The organism is Nonomuraea sp. KM90, from assembly GCF_052246675.1.
GTDB lineage: Bacteria > Actinomycetota > Actinomycetes > Streptosporangiales > Streptosporangiaceae > Nonomuraea.
Map to the genome: position 1 here is coordinate 63,309 of NZ_JBQQCB010000003.1, position 22,248 is coordinate 85,556.

Below are 22,248 nucleotides of genomic sequence, written 5' to 3' on the forward strand. Positions count from 1 at the left end.
GGTTGCCGCCCCGCCCCCCGGCCGGGTCAGCCTTGCCGCCCCGCCCCCCGAGTCAGCATCGGCCGCCCCGCCCCGGCTGGTCAGCGGCTGAGGATCCGGCGCAGGACGCGGTCCAGCGTCTCCACCGGGTCCGGGTCCGGCTCGGGTGAGCGCCAGGCCACGTACCCGTCCGGCCGCACCAGTACGGCGCCGCCCCCGCTGACGCCGTACCGCTCCAGGAACCGCCCCTCCACGTCCAGCAGCTCGTCGTCCACCAGCAGCCGGGTGAGCTCCACCCCGAGCCGCTCCTTGACCAGCCTGCCCGCGTCCATCCACACCTGACCCGACTGCTTGGCCGCCATCAGCACGAAGCCGGTGCCGAACAGGTCGATGGTGGAGATGCGCTGCCCGTCCCAGTCGAGCACGACGTGCGGGGCCCGGCTGCCGGGACGTCCGGTCGGCACGCGCGGATCCTCCAGGATCGACCCGTCGTCGCCGGGCTCGTCGAGGATCGCCGTGGAGTGGTACCGGTGCCCGAGCAGCGCCCCCACCTGGTCCTCGAGCGGCTCCGGATAGCCGACCCGGGCCGCGGGCGGCATGCGCGCCCCGAGGTTGGCGAGCTGCGCGTCGGCCGTCAGCGCCCCGATCGGCCGGCGCTCGGCGTCGTACGTGTCCAGGAAGTCCGGCCCGGCCTGCCCCGTGAGCACCAGCCACAGCCGCCAGGCCAGGTCGCACCCGTCCTGGAGCGCCGTGCTCCCGCCCTGCCCCCCGGTGGGCGGCATGGTGTGGGCCGCGTCCCCGGCGAAGAACACCCGCCCCGCCCGGTACGACCCCGCGAGCACGTGCGCGATCCCGAACGTCGCCTTGTCGAGCACCCGCACGTCCAGGTCGGGCCGGCCCGTCCCCCGGCGTACGAGCTCGACGCAGCGCTCACCGGTGAAGTCGGCCGCGCTCTGGCCCGGGGCGAGGTTGACGCCGAGCACGTGCGCCCCGACCCCGGTGCCGGTCACGATCACGCCGGTGAAGGACTCGTTCTGCAGGTACCAGAGCGTGACCTCGCGCTCCCGGACCAGCCCGGACAGGTCGGCGTCGAACATGATCGAGCACATCTGGCCCACCTCGCCCACGCCCGAGGTGGGCACGTCGAGGGACTGCCGCAGCGGGCTGCGGTAGCCGTCGGCGGCCACCACGTAGTCGGCCCGCACGAGCCGGTCGCCGTCCTTGCCGCGGATCCACGCCGTCACGCCGTCCTCGTCCTGCTCCAGCGAGACCAGCTCGGTGGAGAAGCGCAGGTCGGCGCCCAGCTCCTCGGCTTTGACCCGCAGCACCTGCTCGATCTCGGCCTGGGGCGCGCCGACCATCGCGGCGGGCGTGAGGCCGGCCAGGAAGGCGAACTCCTCCTTCTCGTCACTGATGATCATGTGCGGATCGGGGTCGGCCAGGTCCTTGGCGATGGCGATGCGCATGTTCTCGCCGATGCCCGCCCAGATGCCCGCGAGCTGATCCTCGATCCCCGGCACCGGCCGCAGCAGCTCGACCGCCCGCGGGCCGACCCCGAACGCCTTGGGCTGGACGGAGGTGCTCGGGTGCCGCTCGACCAGCATGACGGGCACCTCGCGCCAGGCCAGCAGGGTCGCGGCGCTCAGCCCCGCGTAACCGCCGCCGACCACCAGGACCGGCACTCGCTCTTGCTCCATTGGACCCCACCTCCGAGAACGCGTACTATCGCGTCAGTGACGATAGACACGATATGTCGCGTCCTCGTAGGTGGTCAAGATATATCTCGAATTTGGCGAGAGGGGCCCCTGGGGGCAGAGGGTTCAGGGGAGGTGGCGCTCCAGGGATTCGAGCTTAGACGTCATGCCGTCGGTGACGCCCTGCCGCAGGTCGGCCTTCAGCACCAGGCTTACCCGGGGAGCGACCTCGGCCACGGCGTCCACGGCCCGCCTGACCACGTCCATCACCTCGTCCCACTCGCCCTCGACCGTGGTGAACATGGCGTCCGTCCGGTTGGGCAGCCCGCTCTCGCGGACGACCTTGACGGCGCGGGCGACGGGCTCGGCGACCCCTTCGCCGACGCCCAGCGGGGTGATAGAGAATGCGACGATCATCGGATGTCCTCTCGCGTTGGCCGGAGGGTTCCGATCCTAACCAGCGCGATCTTCACCGGTGTGAGGTGTCCGGCACCGGGGTCAGGACAGCGAAAAGCCACGACGCAGGAGAACGCCGTGGCCGCCGCCGTGTGTCAGTGGTGCTCGTGCTCGTCGTCCTCTTCCTCGCTCGGCCCCTCGGAGGGCTCCACACCGAGCACGGCCTCGCGAGGCTCGATCTCGGTGATGTGGTCGACGAGCTGCAGCACGTGGTCGGGCTCGATCAGCCACTGCAGCGCGGAGGCGCCGCTGTCGTCGGAGGAGACCAGCTCGGCCTGCTCCGTGCGCTCCTCTTCGGTGAGATCGGCGTCGGGGTGCCTGATCTCAGCCAGCGCCGCCGCCTGCAGCGCGTCCATGTCGAGCACCTCGACGGTCAGCTCGACCGTGAGACGCAGGAACTTCGGTTCATCACTCATGGCGACGATGCTAGGGCAGCTTCCACTCGACAGGTGCGGCGCCTTGCTGGATCAGCAGTTCATTGGCGCGGCTGAACGGCCGCGAGCCGAAGAAGCCGCTGCGCGCCGACAGCGGGGAGGGGTGGGCGGACTCGACGCGCGGCACGCTGCCCAGCATGGGCGCCAGGTTGCGCGCGTCGCGGCCCCACAGGATCGCCACCATCGGCTTGGCACGCGCCACGAGGGCGTGAATGGCCTGCTCGGTGACCTGCTCCCAGCCCTTGCCACGGTGGGAGGCCGGCTTGCCGGGCATCACGGTGAGCACCCTGTTGAGCAGCAGGACGCCCTGCTCGGCCCACGGCGTCAGGTCGCCGTTGGCGGGCCGGGGCAGGCCGAGGTCGCTCTCCATCTCCTTGTAGATGTTGACCAGGCTGCCCGGCAGCGGGCGCACATCGGGGGCCACGGAGAACGACAGCCCGACGGGGTGCCCCGGGGTGGGGTAGGGATCCTGGCCCACGATCAGCACCTTGACCTCGTCGAAGGGCTGGTTGAACGCACGCAACACGTGCGCGCCGGCCGGCAGGTATTGCCTGCCTTCGGCGATTTCCTTGCGCAGGAAGTCGCCCATCTGGGAGATCTGCTCGGAGACGGGCTCCAGTGCACGGGCCCATCCGGCTTCGACGACTTCGTTCAGTGGAAGACCGGCCATGGCCGTTGAGCTTAGCCAGGTCTGGTACGGCTTGCGGCCGAAACGTCGGTCCCAAGCCGTACCAGAATGATCACAACGACGGCTTGCCGGGCTTGAAGAGCCAGGCGTCGAAGAGGGCGTCGAGCTGCCTGCCCGACACGCGCTCCGACAGGGCGATGAAGGCGGCGGTGTCGGCGTTGCCGTACTTGTGCTCGCCCGCCCACGCCCGCAGGATCGCGAAGAACGCGTCGTCGCCCACCTCGCGCCGCAGCACGTGCAGGGTCATCGCGCCGCGGTCGTAGACGGGGTCGTGGAAGAGGTTCTCCGGGCCGCCCGGGTCGGCGGTCGGGGTCTGCCAGAACTCGTCCTCGGCCGCCGTCGCGTACGCCTGGTCGAAGGCGGCCTGCACGGTACGGGTGCCGAGCTTGTCGGCCCACAGCCACTCGGCGTACGTGGCGAAGCCCTCGTTGAGCCAGATGTCGCGCCACAACGTCGGCGTCACCGAGTTGCCGAACCACTGGTGGGCCAGCTCGTGGGCGAGCAGCGACTCGCTGGGCACCCGCGGGTAGATGGGCCGGGTCTGCGTCTCCAGCGCGTAGCCGACCTCCGGCGCGTGGTCCACGATCCCGCCGGTCGAGGAGAACGGGTACGGGCCGAAGATCGAGCTGAAGTAGTCGAGCACCGGAGGATGCCGATCGGGGAAGCCCGCGGCGTCGCCGGCCAGCTTGGGATCCACGGCGGTGGTCACCCGGTGGCCGCCGATCCGGGAGTCGGCGAGCTCGAACTTCCCGATCGACACCGTGGCCAGGTAGCTGGCCATCGGTTCACGGGAGTCCCACACGTACGTCGTCCGCCCGCCCTTCGGCACCTTGGCCACCAGGTCGCCGTTGGCCACCGCGACCCGGGTGCTCGGCACGGTCACCGTGAACCGGTGGGTGGCCTTGTCGGTCATGTGGTGGTTGCCGGGGAACCAGGTCATCGCGCCCTGGGGCTCGTTGGCGTTGTACACGCCGTCGCTGGTCTTGATCCACCCGTCCACGGAGCCGTCGGGGTCGACGACGTGGACGGGGCGGCCGTCGTACCTGATCACGACCGTGAAGCCGCGGCCCGCGCCGAGCGCCCTGGCGGGGGTGACCACCAGCTCGGAGCCGCCCTGCGTGTAGGAGGCAGTCCGGCCGTCCACCGTCACGGACCGCACGGACAGCGTGCTGACGAGGTCGAGGTTGAAGCGGCTCAGCTCCTGCGTGGCCCGGGCGGAGATCCGCGCGACGCCGGTCAGGCGCCCGGAGGAGGGCTCGTAGTCGAGCGAGAGGTCGTAGTGGCCGGCGTCGTAGCCGCCGTTGCCCTGGTCGGGGAAATACGGGTCACCGGCGCCCGGGGCGCCCGGCGTGCCGTGCGACAGGGCGGCGGGGTCGGTGGCAGTGGCGATGGCTGGGGCAGGAGTGAGGGGTAACGAGATGAAGGCTGCTGCGGTGAGGGCGAGGAGACGCTTCATGAAGAATCATCGAATACACATGACCAGGCGTTACGGCGGGCGCCCGCATGCCCCCCTCGGGAAGGCGGGCGCCCGTCAGCTCACCTACTTCACGGAGCCGGACATCATGCCCTGCACGAAGTACCGCTGGAACGCGAAGAACAGGATCAGCGGGATGATCAGCGACATGAACGCGCCGGACGACAGGATGTCGACGTTCGACCCGAACTGCCGCATCTGAGACTGCAGATACTTGGTCATCGGCTGGTTGCCGGTGTCGGCGAAGACCAGCGCGATGAGCATGTCGTTCCACACCCACAGGAACTGGAAGATGCCCAGCGAGGCGATGGCGGGCTTGCCCAGCGGGAAGACCACCGACACGAAGATCTTCCACTCCGACGCCCCGTCCATGCGCGCCGCCTCCAGCAGCGAGGACGGGATGCCGACGAAGAAGTTCCGGAGCAGGAAGATCGCGAACGGCAGGCCGAACGCCACGTGGAACAGCACCACCCCGGCGATCGAGCCGAAGATCCCGGCCCCACCGTAGAGGGAGGCGACGGGGATCAGCGCGATCTGGATCGGCACGATCAGCAGCCCGACGACGACCAGGAAGGACAGGTCCCGGCCGGGGAAGTCCATCCAGGCGAACGCGTAGCCCGCCATCGCCGCGATGCCGATCACCAGGAGCGTGGTCGGCACCGTGATCAGCACGGTGTTCCAGAAGGACGCGGTGAAGCCGCTGCCCAGCAGGTTGGCGTAGTTCTGGATGGTCAGCTCGGCCGGTTTGGTGAAGACCGTCCACCAGCCCTCGGCGTTGTTGACCTGCGTGGTGCGCATCGAGACGACCAGCAGGCCCAGCGTGGGCACCAGCCAGAACAGGCCCAGCAGCACCATGATCACCTGGACTGTGCCGCTGCCGATGCGATCGACGATCCTGCTCGCCAGGCCCCTGCGCGGCGTTCCGGACTCCAGCCCGGTCGGCGCCGTAGCCGTTGCCGTGGTCATGTGTCTTCCCTCCTGAACCTGCGGATGTTCATGATCATGAAGGGGAGGACCAGTATGAGCAGGAAGATGGCCAGCGCGCTGCCCAGGCCCTGGTTGTTCCCGCCGCCGAACGACACGCGCCACATTTCCAGCGCGACCACGTTCGCCTGCGGCTGGACCGAGGCCGGCGCGATGATGAAGACAAGGTCGAACACCTTCAGCGTATTGATGATCATCGTCACGAAGACGACGAGCAGCACCGGCGACAGCAGCGGCACCGTGATCCTGCGGAACACCTGCCACTCCGTGGCGCCGTCGATGCGGGCCGCCTCAAGCGCGTCCCGCGGGATCGCCGCGAGGCCCGCCGCGATCAGCACCATGGCGAACCCGGCCCAGACCCAGACGAACGCGCCGATGATCGCGGGGGTGATGAGCGTCGGGCCGAGCCAGGTCAGCCCGCCGTAGGAGGCCTCGAAGTTGGCCTGCGGGAGCCGTACGACGTAGGAGCCCGCGGGCAGGCCGTCGAAGCGGAACGAGCCGTCGTCGGCCGTCGTGGTCGTCTCGGCGACCTGCCCGTTCTGGACCGCCTCGACGGTCATGCCGGGCAGGCCCTTCTCGGTGCCGTCCACCGCGCCGCTCTGCCCGCCGCCGCCCGGCGTGAAGTCGAACCACACGACCCCGGACAGACCGGTCCCCGCCGCCGGGGGCCGCGCCGTCTGGGCGCTGGGCGGCATGACGTCCGGCTTGACGCCCACGATCGGGATCAGCACCGGCTGGCCCGCCTGGGCGGGCTGCTTGGTGACGACCGCGCCGTCCTGGGTGGCGACCGGCGACTGGTCGCCCTCGCGCGGCCGGGCCTCCGGGTAGCCCTGAGCGGAGGAGAACGTGTCGTGGACGGTGGTGAGGACGGCGTTGGCCAGGCCCCGGTCCGGGTTCTCCTCGTAGACGAGGCGGAAGATGACGCCGGCCGCCATCAGCGAGACGGCCATCGGCATGAACACGATCAGCTTGAACGCCGTCGCCCATTTGATGCGCTCGGTGAGCACCGCGAAGATCAGGCCCAGCGTGGTGACCACGATCGGCGCGACGACCACCCAGATGAGGTTGTTGCGGATCGTGGTGAGCATGCCCTGATCGGTGAAGATCGAGATGTAGTTGCCCAGCCCCACGAATCCGTCGCCCGCCGAGTCGAACAGGCTCCGGAAGATGGAGTAGACGATCGGATAGACCACCCAGATGCCCAGCAGCAGCGCCGCCGGGAGGAGGAAGGCGATGGCGACCGCCGGCGAGGGGCCGAGGCGTCTTCTCGTACGGGGGGTATCAGCCGGTCCGGTCGAGGGCCCGCCCGCGATCTCCGCGGGCGGATCCTGCCGGCCGTCCAACCGTTCGGTCACGGCCTTACCTCTTTACTTCCAGGCCTTCTTGGCCTCGGCTTCGAGAGCGGTCTGGGTGCCCTTGACGTCACTCGGGTCGCGCAGGAAGTCCTGCAGCACCTTCCACTCGCCCTTGCCGTCGGTGCCGCCGAACGCGCTCGGCGCCAGGTCGGACATGTCGTAGCGGACAGCGTCGCCGGCCGAGACGATCGTCTGGCCGAGCTGCTTGGTCAGCTCGTCCGGGTAGTTGTCGGGGGAGACGTTCTTGTTGGGCGACAGGTAGCCGGGGAGCTTGGCCCAGATCTCGCCGCCCTCCTTGGAGGCCAGGAACTGCACCAGCGCCATGGCGCCGGGGGAGTCCTTCATGGCCACGGCCACGTCGCCGCCGAGCACGACCGGAGCGGTGTCACCGGCCTTGGGGAACGGGAAGTACTTCGCCTCTTCGCCGAGCTTGGCGCCCGACTGGTCGGCCTCGACGGCCACGAAGTCGGCCTCGATGACCATGGCGGCCTTGTCCGTGCCGTAGACCTTGCTCACGCAGGTGGGGAAGTCGGTCTGCATGGTGCCCGAAGTGCCGTCGACCAGGAACTCCGGCTTGGCCGCGATCTGCTGGATCTTCTCCAGCGCCGTGGCCACGGTGGGGTCGGTCCACGGGATCTCGTGCTTGGAGAGCTTGTCGTAGTTCTCCGGCCCCGCGGTGGACAGGTAGACGTTCTCGAAGAGGTCGGTCAGCGTCCAGCCGGAGGCGCCGCAGAACGAGAACGGCGGCGTGCCGGAGTCGGCGATCGTCTGCGCGGCCTTGACCAGCTCGTCCCAGTTGGTCGGGGGCTGCACGCCCGCGTCCTCGAACGCCTGCGACCGGTACCAGACCAGCGACTTGTGCGCGGCCTTGACCAGCACGCCGTACACCTGGCCCTCGACGGAGCCGAGCTCCTTCCAGTACGGCGTGTAGTTGGCGTCGATCTCCTTGGTGACCTCGGGGGTCAGCGGCTTGAGCGCGTCCTGGTCGACGTACTGCTGCACCAGGCCCGGCTGCGGCAGGATCGCGACGTCGGGCGGGTTCTTGCCCTGGATGCGCGGGCCGAGGTAGGCGCCGGTGTCCTCACCGGTGGAGGCGTACGTGACCTCGGCGCCCGTCTTGTCGGAGAAAGCCTTGAGCACCTGCTCGAAGTTCTTCTGCTCGGCGCCGGTCCACTTGGCGGCTACCTCGAGCTTCACGCCCTGGAGCGTCTTGGCGGCGCCGGACGCCGGCGCCGACTGCGACGCGGTGGGCTCGGTCGTCGTCGGCGCGTTACCGCAGGCGGCGACGGCTACCGCGAGCCCGGCCAGGATCGCTGCTGCACTGCCTTTTCGCATGGCTGCCTCACTGGGTTCTGATGATTTCTTCGAGTTCGGACTTCATGGAGGCCGCGACATCGGCGGCGGCCTCGGGGGAGGGACTGCCGAGCGCCTTGGCGACCGAGCTGGCGATCACCAGGCTCAGCTGGTTGTAGTTGGCGCTCACCGGCCGTGCCTTGGCGGCGAGGATGCTCTCCTTGAGCACGGGCAGGTAGGGGAAGCGCTTGATGAGGTCGGGGTCGTCGTAGAGCTCGGTCCACACGGGCGGGAACGAACCCTCGGTGAGGACCCGGCGCTCGTTCTCCAGGCTCGTGAAATAGCGGATGAACTCCTGGGCGGTGTGCTGGTGCTTGGAGTAGGCGCTGATCGCCAGGTTCGCGCCGCCCAGCGTGCTGGAGCCGGGCCCGTCGAGGCCGGGCAGCCGGGTCACACCCAGCTTGTCGCCCAGCTCGGCCTTGGCCGGTCCGTACGCGTGCGGCCAGTTGCGGGCGAAGGCCAGCTCGCCCTCCTGGAAGGCCAGGCGGGACTCTTCTTCCTTGTAGCTCAGCGACTCCTTGGGGATCCAGCCCTCCCGCAGCCCCTGGAGCAGGAAGTCGAGCGCGATCTCGGCCTTGGCGGGGTCGAGGGCCACCTCGGTGCCGTCGTGGCTGACGATCTGCCCCCCGGCCGACTGCACGGCCTCGGAGAAGTTGACCGTGAGCCCCTCGTAGGCCAGGAACTGCCCGGCATAGCCTCCTATGTTGTGTTTTTTCCGTATTTCACGCGACTGGTCGCGAAGCTCGGCCCACGTCTGTGGCGGCTTCTTGACCAGGTCGGTCCGGTAGTAGAGCAGCCCCGCGTTGCTCGTGTACGGGACGGCCCAGAGCTTGTCCTTGTAGATCGCCGTCTCCACGACCGGCGGCAGGAACCTGTCGAGCGGGAACAACCCGCGCTCCAGGGGGATGATCCAGCCGTTCTCCGCGAATTCGGCGGTCCACACCACGTCGAGCCCGAGCACGTCGTAGCGGTTGCTCCGGGCCTGCAGGTTGGCCGCGATCTGAGCGCGTTGCTCGTCCGCGGCCTCGGGCAGCTCCAGCAGCGTCACCTTCTCGGCCGGGTGGGCCTGGTTCCAGCGATCCAGCAGGGGTTGCAGGTACGCCGTGGTGTCGCGTCCGGTGGCGAACGTGATGGGCCCGGTTCCGCCCGTCCCCGTCTCGCCGCCGCCCTCGTCGCCCGCCGCCGCGCATCCGGCCGCCAGGGTTACGGCCAGAAGGACCGGCAACAGGCGAAGCACCCTGTTTCCTCCGTGTTCAACTCGGTTTACATACGTGTTAGGTAGATGCATTCATGTTATGCACACCTGTAATCTGAAGGTCAACGGAAAACTGCGTAACGCCTACGTAACATGAGCGGGGAGGTGGGGCGGTGCGGCTTCACCTGCTGGCGCTCCTGGCGAAGGAGCCGGCCCACGGCTACGAGCTCAAACAGGCGCTGGAGCAGACCTTCGGCAGCGCCTATCCCTCGCCCAACATCGGGCAGATCTACGTCACGCTCGGCAGGCTGGAGAAGGACGGCCTGGTCAGGGCCGTGGACGTGGAGCAGTCCAACCGGCCCAACAAGAAGGTCTACTACCTGACCGCCAAGGGCCGCGACGTGCTCATGACCTGGGTCGACGAGCCGACCGAGGGCCCCAGGGTGCGCGACGAGTTCTTCATGAAGCTCGTGCTCGCGCCGCTGACCGGCATCGCCGACCGGATGGCGCTGATCAGCCGGCAGCGCCGCCACTACCTTTCGCTCATGGGCGATCTCAACGACCTCCTCGCCCGCACGCCGCCGACCGACCGGGTCGCGATGCTGCTCATCGAGGGAGCCATGCTGCACCTTCAGGCGGATCTTGACTGGCTCGAGCGATGCCAGGAGGATCTGGCATGAGCGCGGTTGTGAAAACGGTCAATCTGGTCAAAATCTACCAGGATGGTGCGGTCCCCGTGCCTGCCGTGCGCGGCGTGGACCTGCAGGTCGAGCCGGGCGAGTTCGTCGCGATCATGGGACCGTCCGGTTCCGGCAAGTCCACGCTCGTCCACATGCTGGGCGGGCTCGACGCCCGGACCAGCGGCGAGATCTGGCTCGACGACAAGCGGGTGGACACGCTCTCCGAGAGCGCGTGGGCGCTGCTGCGGCGCAAGAAGATCGGGTTCGTCTTCCAGTTCTTCAACCTGGTCGCCAACATGACCGTCGGCGACAACGTCGAGCTGCCCGCGCTGCTGGGCGGGGCCTCGCCCAAGGTGGCCCGCGAGCGCCGGGAGAGCCTGCTGGCGGCGCTCAACCTGACCGACCGGGCCGACGCCGCCCCCGCCCAGCTCTCCGGCGGCGAGCAGCAGCGGGTCGCGCTGGCCAGGGCGCTGGCCAACCAGCCCAGCCTGCTGCTGGCCGACGAGCCCACGGGCAACCTCGACAGCCGCAACACGCGCGACGTGCTGAGCCTGCTCGGCAAGGTCCACAAGGAGGGTCAGACGATCGTCATGGTCACCCACGACGCCCGCGTGGCGAGCCTGGCCGACCGGCTGGTGTCGCTGTTCGACGGGCAGATCGTGGACGACGGGCGCATCGCGCGCCGCCGCACCCGTACGGCCGGCGAGGTGATCGACCTCCGATGAGCGCTTCGCTGGCCGGGAGCCGGTGGATCAAGGCCGATCTGCGGGCCAGGAAGGGCCAGGCGGTGCTGACCGTGCTGGCCGTGGCCGGGATCGTGGCCGCGCTCATCACCGCGGCGACCCTGCTGGAAGACGGCACCAACCCGTGGCGGAGCCTGTCCGCCCAGACCGACGGTGCCCACGTCTGGCTGCACACCAACCACAGCCCCCAGGTGGCCCTGGGCGACATCGACGGCGTGACGCAGACCGCGGGCCCCTACCGGTCGGCGCCCGTGACCGTGGCCCAGAACGGCCGGAAGGACCCGGCCGCGCTGCGCGCGATGCCGGCCGCGCCGCCGCAGGTGGCGCATCCCGTGGTGGCCGAGGGCCGGTGGCTCGACCCCGCCCAGCCCGACGGGGTGGTCGTCGAGCGCTCCTTCGCGGCCGCTCTGGGGCTCAGGATCGGCGCGCCGCTCACGATCATCGCGCTCAGCGGCGAGCGCCACACCCTCTACGTACGCGGCATCGCCGACACCGCCGACCAGGGCTTCTATCCCGAATGGACACCCGGCCTGGCCTACGTGCTGCCCGCCATGCTCGACCGCGTCGAGCCCATGCTCGGCCGCAGCGAGTGGGTGACCGGGCTGCGCCTGGCCGACCCGGAGGCCTCGCAGGTCGTCTCCCAGCGCGTGGTCGTCATGCTGGAGGACCGGCTCCAGCGCGTCTACACCTGGCGCGAGGTCAGGGCGGCCATGGAGCTGGACAACCGGCTGCTGGGCACGCTGCTGGCGCTGTTCGGCGTGGTCGGGCTCGTGGCCGCCGCGCTCGCGCTGGCCAACGCGGCCGGTGGCCGGGTGCTCGGCCAGCTCCGCGACCTGGCCACGCTCAAGTCCATGGGCTTCACCAGGGGCCAGGTCGCGCTGCTGCTGCTGGTCGAGCACGGCGCGCTCGGGCTGCTGGGCGTCGCGGTCGGCGCCCTGGCCGGCTGGAGCGTGATGGCGGCGATGCTCGGCGCGACCTCGGTGGCGCCGATCCCGGTGCTGGCCATCGTCGCGGGCACGGCCCTGGTGGTGCTGGCCGCCGTCGGGATCCCCGCCTGGCGGGGCGGCCGCACGCCGCCGATCCCCGACGTGCCCTCCGCGCCACCGCGCGGACACCTGTCCAGGCTGGCCCGGCTGGCCCTCCTCGTACGCCTCCCGCCCGCCCTCGTCCTGGGCACCAGAGACGCCTTCACCCGCCGGGTGCCGGCGTTCCTGACGGCGTTCGGCCTGGCCGTGCCGATGATGATGATCACCATCGGGCTCGGCGTGTGGGCCACGCTGGACAACTTCCTGGCCCACCCGGAGCAGGTGGGCCAGCACGCCGCCCTCTACGTCCGGCCGGGCAAGCTGGACGCCGTGGAGGCGGAGCGGGCCGTCCGGCGGGACAGGGACGTGGCCTCCGTCTACCCGGGCACCGACGTGAACGCGCTGGCACCGGGTGAGGCCCGTTCGGTCAGGGTGCGGGCGATCGGCAGCTCGACGCAGCCGTACCCGTTCCCCGTGGTCGAGGGCCGCATGTACACCCGTCAGGGCGAGGCGGTCGCCGGTCAGGGGCTGCTCGACCTGCTCGGGCTCAAGATCGGCGACCGGGTGCGGCTCACCGTGGGCGGCACCCCGCTGATCGTCCGGATCGTCGGCAGGACCGTCGAGCCCGAGCAGGACGGCGAGGTGCTCTCGGTGGGGCTCGACAGCCTGGCGGCCAAGGACTCGGTGCCGCCGGAGTTCTACGCGCTGGCACTCAAGCCGGGCGCCGACCGGGCCGAGGTGAGCGGCCGGCTGCTGGCCGAGTCGCGCGAGGGCCTGGACGTGCAGGCCGCGGTCAACCCGGCCGACCGGCTGGCGGTCATCAGGGTGGTGATCGTGGCGCTGATCGTCGTACTGACCCTGATCGGCCTGGCCAACCTGCTCACCGCCAGCGCGCTGGGCCTGCGCGACCACGCCTTCGACCTGGCCGTGCTCAAGGCCATGGGGCTGACCCCGCGCCAGGTCATGGCCACGCTCGTGACCGGCACGGGGTTGCTGGTGGTGCTGGGTGTGGGGGTGGGCGCCGCGGTGGGCGTGTCCGTCGTCACCTGGCTGATCGACCTGCAGGGTCACACCAGCGGCGTCGGCACGGGCATCGGCCGCGCGCCGTCGCCGATGACGCTGACGGTGGCCGTGCTGGTTGCCGTGGGCACGGCCCTCGCCGTCGCGCTCATCCCGGCGCGCCGCGCGGCCCGTGCCCAGGTGCCCGTCACCTCTCGCTGAGGGTCTCCGGCTTCTTCAGCGCGAACCAGTAGAAGCCGTGCCCCGGCAGCGTGAGCAGGTAGGGCAGCTCCCCGATCGACGGGAAGGGCACCCCGCCCCGCGCCTCGACCGGCGTCATGCCCTCGAAGCGGCGCAGGTCCAGCTCCACCGGTTGCGGGAACTTCGACAGGTTGTTCACGCACAGCATCACGTCGTCGCGGTCCTCGCGCACGTACGTGAGCACGCTCGGGTTCGACGACCACATTTCCGTGTACGCCCCGATGCCGAACACCGGGTGCCTGCGCCGGATCTCCAGCATCTTGCGGGTGAAGTGCAGCAGCGACCCCTCGTGGCGCTGCTGGGCCTCCACGTTGACCGCCTGGTAGCCGTAGATCGGGTCCATGACGGCCGGCAGGTAGAGGCGGCCCGGGTCCGCCGAGGAGAACCCGGCGTTGCGGTCGGGGCTCCACTGCATCGGCGTGCGGACCGAGTCGCGGTCCTCCAGCCAGATGTTGTCGCCCATGCCGATCTCGTCGCCGTAGTAGATCACCGGCGAGCCCGGCAGCGACAGCAGCAGCGCCGTGAACAGCTCGATCCGGTCCCGGTCGTTGTCCAGCAGCGGGGCCAGGCGCCGGCGGATGCCCAGGTAGGCCCGCATGCGCGGGTCCTTGGCATATTCCTTGTGCATGTAGTCGCGCTCTTCCTCGGTCACCGTCTCGAGCGTGAGCTCGTCGTGGTTACGCAGGAAGATGCCCCACTGCGCGGTCTCCGGCAGCTTGGGCGTGAGCGACATGATCTCGGAGATCGGCTCGCGGGTCTCCTTCTTGACCGCCATGTAGATGCGCGGCATCAGCGGGAAGTGGAAGGCCATGTGGCACTCGTCGCCGCCCGTGGTGGGGTCGCCGAAGTATTCGACCACGTCCTCCGGCCAGCCGTTGGCCTCGGCCAGCAGCACCCGGTCGGGGTAGAGGCGGTCCACCTCCGCGCGGATCTTCTTCAGGTACGCGTGCGTCTCCGGCAGCCCGGCGCACGCGGTGCCCTCGCGCTCGAACAGGTAGGGGACCGCGTCCAGCCGGAAGCCGTCGATGCCCAGGTCCAGCCAGAACCGCAGCACCTCCAGCATGGCCTCCTGCACCGCCGGGTTGTCATAGTTCAGGTCCGGCTGGTGATGGAAGAAACGGTGCCAGTAGTACTGCTTGCGCACCGGGTCGTAGGTCCAGTTGGACTCCTCGGCGCCGATGAAGATGATCGGCGCGTCGGGATAGCCACCGGGGTGGTCGGACCACACGTAGAAGTCGCCGAACGGCCCCTCGGGGTCGTGCCGGGACGCCTGGAACCAGGGGTGCCGGTCACTGGTGTGGTTCATCACGAGGTCGGTGATGATCCGCAGGCCACGCTCGTGCGCCGCCTCGATCAGTTGGACGAAGTCTCCCAAGTCCCCAAAATCCGGGAGGATCTTCATATAGTCCGAAATATCGTAGCCGCCGTCGCGCAGCGGCGACTCGTACAAGGGCAGCAGCCACAGGCAGTCCACGCCGAGCCACTCGAGGTACCCGAGCTTCTCGATGAGACCGCGCAGGTCGCCGGTGCCGTCGCCGTTGGAGTCCTTGAACCCCCGGACGAGAACCTCGTAGAACACCGCCCGCTTGTACCAGGCCGGATCTTCCGAGACGAAGGCCTCGGAGATCGGCTCCGGCGTTGGGGATGCGTTGATCATGATGTCGCTCACAGGAAGAGATGTGGGCAGGACGAAGTCACCGGTTGCCCCGGCGTTGTTATCTGGTGACCGCGCCGCGTGGAGTCGTCATCCCTGCGAACTCCATGCCCTCGAACGAGACCGGATTTGTGATCTGGTGCCCGTTTGTGCGGCGCTTACGGGCCGAACACTACCAGCCCGTTGGCTTTCCGGAACCCGCTTCTGCTGTGCGACGGTTAATACCCGCGAGATCCGTATGTAATCGCCCTGTTACCCAGAGTTCACTAAAAAGGTGTGGCCAGGTCCGAGAGGTCGTTCTCGAAGTCGTTCAGCCAGAGCCCGAACAGCACCAGACCGCGCACCCAGAAGCGGTCGTTCCACCCGTTGAACCTGGTCAGGGCGTCCGGCCCGCCGGCGACCACCTCGTGCAACTCGTCCGACAACAACCCCGGCACGCGGTTCACCAAGGTCTCCAGCATGCGGTGCGAATAATTTCGGGCAGGCCCCGCCGTTGACCGCAGCGGCACCCGCTGAAGGGGCTGCTTGATGACATTCGTGGACGGCAGCGCGGCGACGCGGGGATTGGCCGCGTGCAGCACCTCGCGGTAGAAGCGGCCCTTGTCCTTGCGCGCCACGCCGACGGAAAGCGCGGCGTCGAAGAACTCCGGATGGATGAACGGCGCCGCGAACGACGCCTCGGGCCCCACCAGGTTGACCGCCGAGCGCGCGATGCCCCGCACGGTCCTGGTGTGCAGCACCGACAACGACAGCTCGGCCCGGTGCCCGTGGAGCATGGAGGTGGCGGCCGCGAACTGCTCGCGTACGGTCTCCTCCATCCACTGCGCCGCGGCCTTGGACAGGAACGGCTGCGCGGGCTGCCCGAGCGACAGCGAGGCCAGCACGGCCGCGGAGCGCTCGGCCTGCGTCCTGGCCTCCAGCGCGGCCCCGCTGACCATGAAGTTCTTCAGCAGCGGCCCGCCGGCCAGCCCGTCCACCAGGATCCGGCCCGCGCCGTGCACCTCCTTGGCGAAGGGGGCGTACCAGGCGTGGTGCGGCGTCAGGTATTCGAGCCGGCGCGCCACCTCCACCGCGTCGGCCGGGTAGTCGGCGGCGTCCTGGGTGATCACCCGGTGCGGGATGCCCAGCTCCCTGGTGATCGACCTGGCGAACGCGATGTCGGTGTCGGTGCCGTCGTCGGGGCTGGTCGTCCACGACTCCACGTCCGCCCCACGCGCCTTGGCGACGCTCGCCAGCAGCCGCGAGTCGTAGCCGCCGCTGACCGGCACCAGCAGCTTGCGCCCGTCGTAGTCGTCGTAGACGCGGTGCAGCAGCTCGACGATCTCCCCGGGGCTGATCCACGCCTCATAGGGCTCGGTACGCAGCCAGCGCGGCAGCCTTCGCTCGGTGGCCACCCGGTCGTGCTCGAACACCAGCGCGCTCGATCCCGGCAGCCGCCTGACCCCGGTGTACGGGGTCGCCTCGCCCAGCGGGAACGTCACCTGGAGGATCGAGGCCCACGCCGACCAGTCGATCTCGATGGGCACGAGGCTCAGCAGGGGCTGGATCAGGGACGAGAAGTAGACCGCGTCGCCGTGGTGCACGTAGTAGACGTCCACCAGGCCCAGCGCGCCCGTGTGCAGCGTCACCCGCCGCCCGTCGCCGATCAGCCCCGGCGTCTCGTACGTCTCCGCGATGGAGATCCACTCGTCGGCGGCCTTGGGCCTGCGCTCGCCCCAGGCGAACGCGAACGACCCGTCGGCCCGCTGGTAGGGCGGCAGCGGCGTGGAGCTGAACAGCGCCGCCTCGGCCGTCTGCAACGCCGGACGGACCTTTGGCCCGGCGGCGGTCAGCTTGCCGAGCATGGCGGTGTCGATCCGGCCGAGAGCGCCACAGATGTAGGGCCTTACGTTGAACTGCACCGGATCTCATCCCTTCGAGACGCTTCCCGCAAAAGAGTATCCTTTGCCGGGCTGAGAGAGCGGAGGTCCACTTGTCTACTGAGCTTGAGAGCACGCGCAGGGCGTTGCGGGAGGCCATCTCCCAGGCCGGGCGTGCCGCGGAGCTGGCCAGGCTGCTGGACGCCGCGCAGGCCAGGCTGGCCGCGGCCGAGCAGAGCGCGGAGGAGGCCAGGACACTGGCCGAGCAGCTCAGCGAGGCCGAGGAGCGGCTCGAGGCCGAGCAGGCCGCCGCCGACAGGCTGCGCAAGGAGCTGGCCGAGCAGCGCTTCCAGGCCGAGGTGGCCAACTGGAAGCTGTCCTCCATCAAGGTCGCCCGCTGGAACCGCCTCGGCGACGCCATCAAGAGCGGCAAGAGCAACCCGGTGCGGCTGGCCAGGGGCCTCAGGGGCGCCGCCAAGCCGGTCAAGCGGCCCACCGCGCCCAAGCGCAGGCCCGTGGCCGCCGCCAAGGCCAAGGAGGAGCGCCCCGGGGCTGCGTTCCAGGCCACCAGCACCACCAGGACGCTCGGGGGCGCCTCGTTCAAGCTCAAGCCGTTCCGGGTGCCGACCGGCCCCAACACGCGCCCGCACCTGACGGCCGCGGTGATCGCCGACCCGCACGTCGAGGCGCTGCTGCGCTACGAGTGGCGGCAGACGACCGGCTTCACGCCCCGCGACTTCTTCAGGGTGCTCCCTCTTGAGGTGCCCCACCTGCTGGTCGTCGAGTCCGTCACGCAGGGCCCGTGGGCCGAGGAGATCACCGGCGAGCCGGGCGAGGGCCTCAGGGCGCTGCTGGCCTGGTGCGCCGAGCGCGGCATCCGCACGGTCTTCTGGCACACGCAGGGCGACGTGGCCGCGTACGCCGCGGCGGCCGAGCTGTTCGAGCACCGCTTCACCACGGACATGACCGTGGCCTGGCCGCGGCTGCAGTTCGGGGTGCAGCCCCGGGTGCACAACCCGCTGCCGCTGGCCGGGGGGCGCATCGATCGGGTGCTCACGCTCGACCAGCTCCTGCCCGGCCACCTGTCCTACCCCGACGTGCTGACCTCCTACCGCTGGCCCGCCGCCGCCGACTGCCCGCCGGGCACGCCCCAGTGGCGGCTGACCGAGATCGCCGCCTGCGGCACGCCCATCGGCACCGAGGCGGACTCGCGGCGGGCGCACGTGGCGCTGCGGCGGGCGTACTCGATCGGGACGATGAGCGAGCGCATCGACGAGCTGCTCGACGCGATCGGCCTGCCCAGCGCGCGCGCCACCCTCAACACCTCCGTGATGCTGCCGATCCTCGACCCCTACCTGATGGAGCACGCGCTCGCGCAGGTCGCCAGGCAGTCGGGCGTCGACCAGCTCATCGTCATCGGGCCGCCGGAGGCGGAGCTGCGCGCCCGCGACGTGCTGCCGGACGTGGAGGTCGTCTACCGCCGTCCGCCGGCCGGGATGACCGAGGGCGCGATGCTCAACGCGGGCATCGACCTGTGCGAGGCCGACCTCGTGGCGGTCATGGACCCGCGCGACGTCTACGGCCCCCACTACCTGTCGGACCTGCGCCGGGCGTTCCTGTTCAGCACCGCCGACATCGTCGGCAAGGCCGCCTTCTACGCCCACCTGCGCAAGCCCCAGGCCACGCTGCTCAAGCAGCCGGACGCCGAGTACTCCTACCTCCCGGAGATCGCCGGCGCGACCCTGCTGGCCAGGCGTAACGCCCTGCGGGAGCTCGGCTTCGCCGACCTCACCGAGGGCTGGGACGAGGTGCTCATGCGGCAGTGCCGCACGGACGGCATCAAGGTCTTCTCGGCGGACCGGTTCGGCTACGTACGGGTGCGCGACGAGGACCGCTGGCTCCTGGGCGCGGCCCACCTGGTCGAATACGGTTCCGCGGAGCCGCACGCGCTCATCTAGGGTCGTCTCCGTGACGCCTGGGGAGCTGGCCGAGGTGCTGGGGGAGCCGCCCGTGCCCGAGGGGACGTGGGAGCGGGAGGCCCGGTATGTGTCGGCGGTCCCCCTGCGGCGGCGCGTCCCCGCGGAGCCGCTCGCCGAGCGGGTGCGGGCGCTCGACGGGGTGGCCTCCGTGGAGGTGCGGGGCAAGGGGTTCCTGCGGATCGTGGTGACCGAGCCCGGGGAGCTCCTGGAGGAAGAGCCCGTACGCGTGCCCTTCGAGCCCGGGTGGCCGGACTTCCCGCGCACCTGGGACAACCCCGGGTTCGTGGTGCGCTACGGGCACGCGCGGGCTTGCGCCGTGCGGCGGTGGGCGCGGCAGCTGGGGGTGCCGGAGGCCGGGTTCCGGCCCGGGTTGCTGGACGATCCGTGCCACCGGCGGGTGCTCAGGGTGCTGGCCGAGCTGCCGGGGCGGCTGGGCAGCAGGGAGCCCGGCTGGGAGAGTTACCTCCTGCGGCTGGCGCTGGCGTACCACGACGCCCATGAGCGGGCCTCCGCCGTGCCGGTCGGGGACGAGGAGCCGGGGCCCGTGCACACCGCGCGCGTGCGGCTGGCGCGGGTGGTGGGCGACGTGCTGCCAGGGCCCGATCGCTTGTGATAGATCACAAAATATTCGGCCAAACGGCGAAAAAGCGTAAAAATATCCCTTCGTGGGCTTGATCGCGTCTCGATACGTGGGCACGCGGTCATGGCGTACTGGCGCTTCCGATAGCCTCGATCGGGTGAGTCGATTCGCCCATCCCGCCGGGGACCGGCACGCCGAGATGCTGCCCCACGAGCGCCCGCCGCTGGCGCCCGCCGACCTCAACCGGATCAACCCCGCGATCTGGCCCCGAACGTCGACCCGGACCGATGGCTCGCTCACGGTCGGCGGCGTGGACGTGCGCGACCTGGCCCGCGACCACGGCACGCCGCTCTACGTCGTAGACGAGGACGACGTGCGCTCGCGCATGCGCGACTACGCCACGGCGTTCGCCGGCTCCGAGGTCCACTACGCCGGCAAGGCGTTCCTGTGCAAGGAGATCGTGCGCTGGCTGCAGGACGAGGGCCTCGGGCTCGACGTCGCCAGCAGCGGCGAGCTGGCGGTCGCGCTGAGCGTCGGCTTCCCGCCCGAGCGCATCACCATGCACGGCAACAACAAGTCGGTGGCCGAGCTCCGCAGGGCGCTGGAGGCCGGGGTCGGGCACATCGTGGTCGACTCGTACGACGAGATCGCCAGGCTGGGCTACCTCGCCGAGGAGCACGGCAAGCGGCCCAAGGTCATGATCAGGGTGACCACCGGGGTCGAGGCGCACACGCACGAGTTCATCGCCACGGCCCACGACGACCAGAAGTTCGGGCTGTCGCTGAGCACGGGGGCGGCGGCGGAGGCCGTACGCCGGATCCTGGCCCTGCCGCAGCTCGAGCTCGTCGGCCTGCACTCGCACATCGGCTCCCAGATCGTCGACACGGCCGGGTTCGAGGTGGCCGCGCGGCGGCTGGCCACGCTGCTCGTCCAGATCAAGCAGGAGCACGGCGTGGTGCTGCCCGAGCTCGACCTCGGGGGCGGCTACGGCATCGCCTACGTCGAGGGCGACGAGGCGCCCGACATCAAGGAGCTGGCCGACGGCCTGCGCGAGATCGTCACCAAGGTGTGCGAGGACGAGGGCCTGCCCGTGCCCCGCCTGACCGTCGAGCCGGGCCGCACGATCGTCGGCACCGGCGGCATCACCCTCTACGAGGTCGGCACGATCAAGGACGTCGAGGGCCTGCGCACCTACGTGAGCGTCGACGGCGGCATGAGCGACAACGTGCGCACGGCGCTCTACGGCGCCGAATACACCGCCGTGCTGGCCAGCCGCGCCAGCGACGCAGCGCCCATGCTCAGCCGCCTGGTCGGCAAGCACTGCGAGAGCGGCGACATCATCGTGCGGGACTTCCACCTGCCCGCCGACCTGGCCCCCGGTGATCTCATCGCCGTGGCCGCGACCGGCGCCTACTGCCGCTCGCTGGCCAACAACTACAACTACCTGCCCAGGCCCGCCGTGGTCGCCGTCTCCGGCGGCGTCTCGCGCGTGATCGTGCAGGGTGAGACCGAGGACGACTTGTTGAGGGGGCAGCTGTGAAACCGCTGAAAGTGGCCCTGCTGGGCTGCGGCGTCGTCGGCTCGCAGGTCATCAGGCTCATGCACGAGCAGGCCGACGACCTGGCCGCCCGCGTCGGCGCTCCCCTGGAGCTGGCCGGGGTGGCCGTGCGCCGGCTGGGCCGCAAGCGCGACGTCGAGGTCGACCCCGCCCTGCTGACCACCGACGCCGAGTCCCTGGTCACCCGCGACGACATCGACATCGTGATCGAGGTCATCGGCGGCATCGAGCCCGCCCGCTCGCTCATCGTCGCCGCCCTGTCCAGGGGCAAGTCGGTGGTCACCGCCAACAAGGCGCTGCTGGCCGAGGACGGCGCCACCCTGCACGAGGCGGCCAGGAACGGCAAGGGCGACCTCTACTTCGAGGCCAGCGTGGCCGGGGCCATCCCGCTCCTGCGCCCCCTGCGCGAGTCGCTGGCCGGCGACCGCGTCAAGCGGGTGCTCGGCATCGTCAACGGCACTACCAACTACATCCTCGACAAGATGGACTCCACGGGCGCGTCCTTCACCGACGCCCTGGAGGAGGCCCAGACGCTCGGTTACGCGGAGGCCGACCCGACGGCCGACATCGAGGGCTTCGACGCCGCCGCCAAGGCCGCCATCCTGGCCGGGCTCGCCTTCCACAGCCGCGTGCGCGCCGAGGAGGTGCACCGGGAGGGCATCACCGAGATCACCGCCACCGACGTGGCCTCGGCCAAGGCCATGGGCTACGTCATCAAGCTGCTGGCCATCTGCGCCCGCTCCGACGACGGCCGCTCGTTCGGGGTGCGGGTGCACCCGGCGATGATCCCGCGCTCGCATCCGCTGGCGGGGGTGCGCGAGGCGTACAACGCGGTCTTCGTGGAGGCGGAGTCGGCGGGCCAGCTGATGTTCTACGGCAAGGGCGCCGGCGGCGCCCCCACGGCCTCGGCCGTGCTCGGCGACCTGGTGGCCGTCGGCCGCAACCGCCTGGCCGGGACGCGCGGTCCCGAGGAGTCGACCTACGCGGACCTGGCGGTGCACCCCATGGGCGAGACCGTCACGCGCTGCCACGTGGCCCTCGACGTGGCCGACAAGCCGGGCGTGCTGGCCCGGGTGGCCGACCTGTTCGCCAAGCACGACGTGTCGATCCAGACCGTCCGCCAGGAGGGCCACGGCGACGACGCCCAGCTCGTCATCGTCTCCCACCGCGCCACGGACGCCGCGCTGTCGGCGACCATGGAGGGCCTGCGCGAGCTGGACATCGTCCGCGCGGTGGCGAGCGTGATGCGCGTGGAGGGCGACGAATAGCCGATTGACTTCGGAATTAGTTCCGAAGTA

At 70.3% G+C, this 22,248-nt stretch carries 18 protein-coding genes; 7 read left to right on the forward strand and 11 right to left on the reverse strand.

Annotated elements, in window-relative coordinates:
• Positions 1-80: 80 nt before the first annotated feature.
• The 9 genes from ACTWPW_RS04760 to ACTWPW_RS04800 all read right to left on the reverse strand — a co-directional run bounded on the left by ACTWPW_RS04760 (position 81) and on the right by ACTWPW_RS04800 (position 9,654).
• Positions 81-1,676: an FAD-dependent monooxygenase gene (locus ACTWPW_RS04760; protein WP_443168048.1), complete on the reverse strand. Its 1,596-nt coding sequence runs from the start codon at positions 1,674-1,676 to the stop codon at positions 81-83.
• 123 nt (positions 1,677-1,799) lie between these two features.
• Positions 1,800-2,090, reverse strand: a complete 291-nt coding sequence (locus tag ACTWPW_RS04765) for an MTH1187 family thiamine-binding protein (protein WP_375114878.1) — start codon at positions 2,088-2,090, stop codon at positions 1,800-1,802.
• Positions 2,091-2,224: 134 nt separating this feature from the next.
• On the reverse strand, positions 2,225-2,545 hold the full coding sequence (locus ACTWPW_RS04770) for a hypothetical protein (RefSeq protein WP_443168049.1): 321 nt from the start codon (positions 2,543-2,545) through the stop codon (positions 2,225-2,227).
• A 10-nt stretch (positions 2,546-2,555) separates the two neighbouring features.
• Positions 2,556-3,233 carry a uracil-DNA glycosylase gene (locus ACTWPW_RS04775; protein WP_375114879.1) on the reverse strand — a complete coding sequence of 226 codons (678 nt, stop codon included), beginning with the start codon at positions 3,231-3,233 and terminating at the stop codon, positions 2,556-2,558.
• Positions 3,234-3,303: 70 nt separating this feature from the next.
• The gene (locus tag ACTWPW_RS04780; protein WP_443168050.1) at positions 3,304-4,707 is read right to left on the reverse strand and encodes a M1 family metallopeptidase; all 1,404 of its coding nucleotides are present in this window, start codon (positions 4,705-4,707) and stop codon (positions 3,304-3,306) included.
• Positions 4,708-4,791: 84 nt separating this feature from the next.
• On the reverse strand, positions 4,792-5,691 hold the full coding sequence (locus tag ACTWPW_RS04785) for a carbohydrate ABC transporter permease (RefSeq protein ID WP_375114881.1): 900 nt from the start codon (positions 5,689-5,691) through the stop codon (positions 4,792-4,794).
• Positions 5,688-7,064, reverse strand: a complete 1,377-nt coding sequence (locus ACTWPW_RS04790; RefSeq protein WP_375114882.1) for an ABC transporter permease — start codon at positions 7,062-7,064, stop codon at positions 5,688-5,690. Before ACTWPW_RS04790 ends, ACTWPW_RS04785 begins: the two co-directional genes overlap by 4 nt.
• A gap of 12 nt (positions 7,065-7,076) precedes the next feature.
• Complete coding sequence (locus ACTWPW_RS04795) at positions 7,077-8,399, reverse strand: ABC transporter substrate-binding protein (RefSeq protein ID WP_375114883.1); 1,323 nt, start codon at positions 8,397-8,399, stop codon at positions 7,077-7,079.
• Positions 8,400-8,406: 7 nt separating this feature from the next.
• Complete coding sequence (locus ACTWPW_RS04800) at positions 8,407-9,654, reverse strand: ABC transporter substrate-binding protein (RefSeq protein ID WP_375114884.1); 1,248 nt, start codon at positions 9,652-9,654, stop codon at positions 8,407-8,409.
• Positions 9,655-9,785: 131 nt separating this feature from the next.
• Here ACTWPW_RS04800 and ACTWPW_RS04805 point away from each other — a divergent pair, with 131 nt between their 5' ends.
• From ACTWPW_RS04805 to ACTWPW_RS04815, 3 genes are read left to right on the forward strand one after another with little or no spacing between them, the layout of a single operon-like run.
• Complete coding sequence (locus tag ACTWPW_RS04805) at positions 9,786-10,292, forward strand: PadR family transcriptional regulator (protein ID WP_364114335.1); 507 nt, start codon at positions 9,786-9,788, stop codon at positions 10,290-10,292.
• Positions 10,289-11,017, forward strand: a complete 729-nt coding sequence (locus ACTWPW_RS04810; RefSeq protein ID WP_364114337.1) for an ABC transporter ATP-binding protein — start codon at positions 10,289-10,291, stop codon at positions 11,015-11,017. The genes ACTWPW_RS04805 and ACTWPW_RS04810 overlap by 4 nt, the downstream gene beginning before the upstream one ends.
• Positions 11,014-13,281 carry an ABC transporter permease gene (locus ACTWPW_RS04815; protein WP_375114885.1) on the forward strand — a complete coding sequence of 756 codons (2,268 nt, stop codon included), beginning with the start codon at positions 11,014-11,016 and terminating at the stop codon, positions 13,279-13,281. Before ACTWPW_RS04810 ends, ACTWPW_RS04815 begins: the two co-directional genes overlap by 4 nt.
• Here the strand turns inward: ACTWPW_RS04815 and treS are convergent.
• Positions 13,268-14,977, reverse strand: a complete 1,710-nt coding sequence (gene treS / locus ACTWPW_RS04820; RefSeq protein WP_375114886.1) for a maltose alpha-D-glucosyltransferase — start codon at positions 14,975-14,977, stop codon at positions 13,268-13,270. The genes ACTWPW_RS04815 and treS overlap by 14 nt on opposite strands.
• A gap of 263 nt (positions 14,978-15,240) precedes the next feature.
• Positions 15,241-16,875 (reverse strand): asparagine synthetase B family protein, encoded by a 1,635-nt coding sequence (locus ACTWPW_RS04825; protein WP_443168051.1) that lies wholly within the window; start codon positions 16,873-16,875, stop codon positions 15,241-15,243.
• 71 nt (positions 16,876-16,946) lie between these two features.
• On the opposite strand from ACTWPW_RS04825, the gene ACTWPW_RS04830 reads away from it, so the two are divergent.
• The 4 genes from ACTWPW_RS04830 (at position 16,947) to ACTWPW_RS04845 (ending at position 22,218) form a co-directional block, all read left to right on the forward strand.
• Positions 16,947-18,791 carry a hypothetical protein gene (locus ACTWPW_RS04830; RefSeq protein ID WP_443168052.1) on the forward strand — a complete coding sequence of 615 codons (1,845 nt, stop codon included), beginning with the start codon at positions 16,947-16,949 and terminating at the stop codon, positions 18,789-18,791.
• Between the two features lie 10 nt (positions 18,792-18,801).
• Positions 18,802-19,425, forward strand: coding sequence for an anticodon-binding protein (locus ACTWPW_RS04835; protein ID WP_443168053.1), 624 nt, complete (start codon positions 18,802-18,804; stop codon positions 19,423-19,425).
• Between the two features lie 124 nt (positions 19,426-19,549).
• The gene (lysA, locus tag ACTWPW_RS04840; RefSeq protein WP_375114890.1) at positions 19,550-20,932 is read left to right on the forward strand and encodes a diaminopimelate decarboxylase; all 1,383 of its coding nucleotides are present in this window, start codon (positions 19,550-19,552) and stop codon (positions 20,930-20,932) included.
• Positions 20,929-22,218 (forward strand): homoserine dehydrogenase, encoded by a 1,290-nt coding sequence (locus tag ACTWPW_RS04845; protein WP_443168054.1) that lies wholly within the window; start codon positions 20,929-20,931, stop codon positions 22,216-22,218. The genes lysA and ACTWPW_RS04845 overlap by 4 nt, the downstream gene beginning before the upstream one ends.
• Positions 22,219-22,248: the final 30 nt, after the last annotated feature.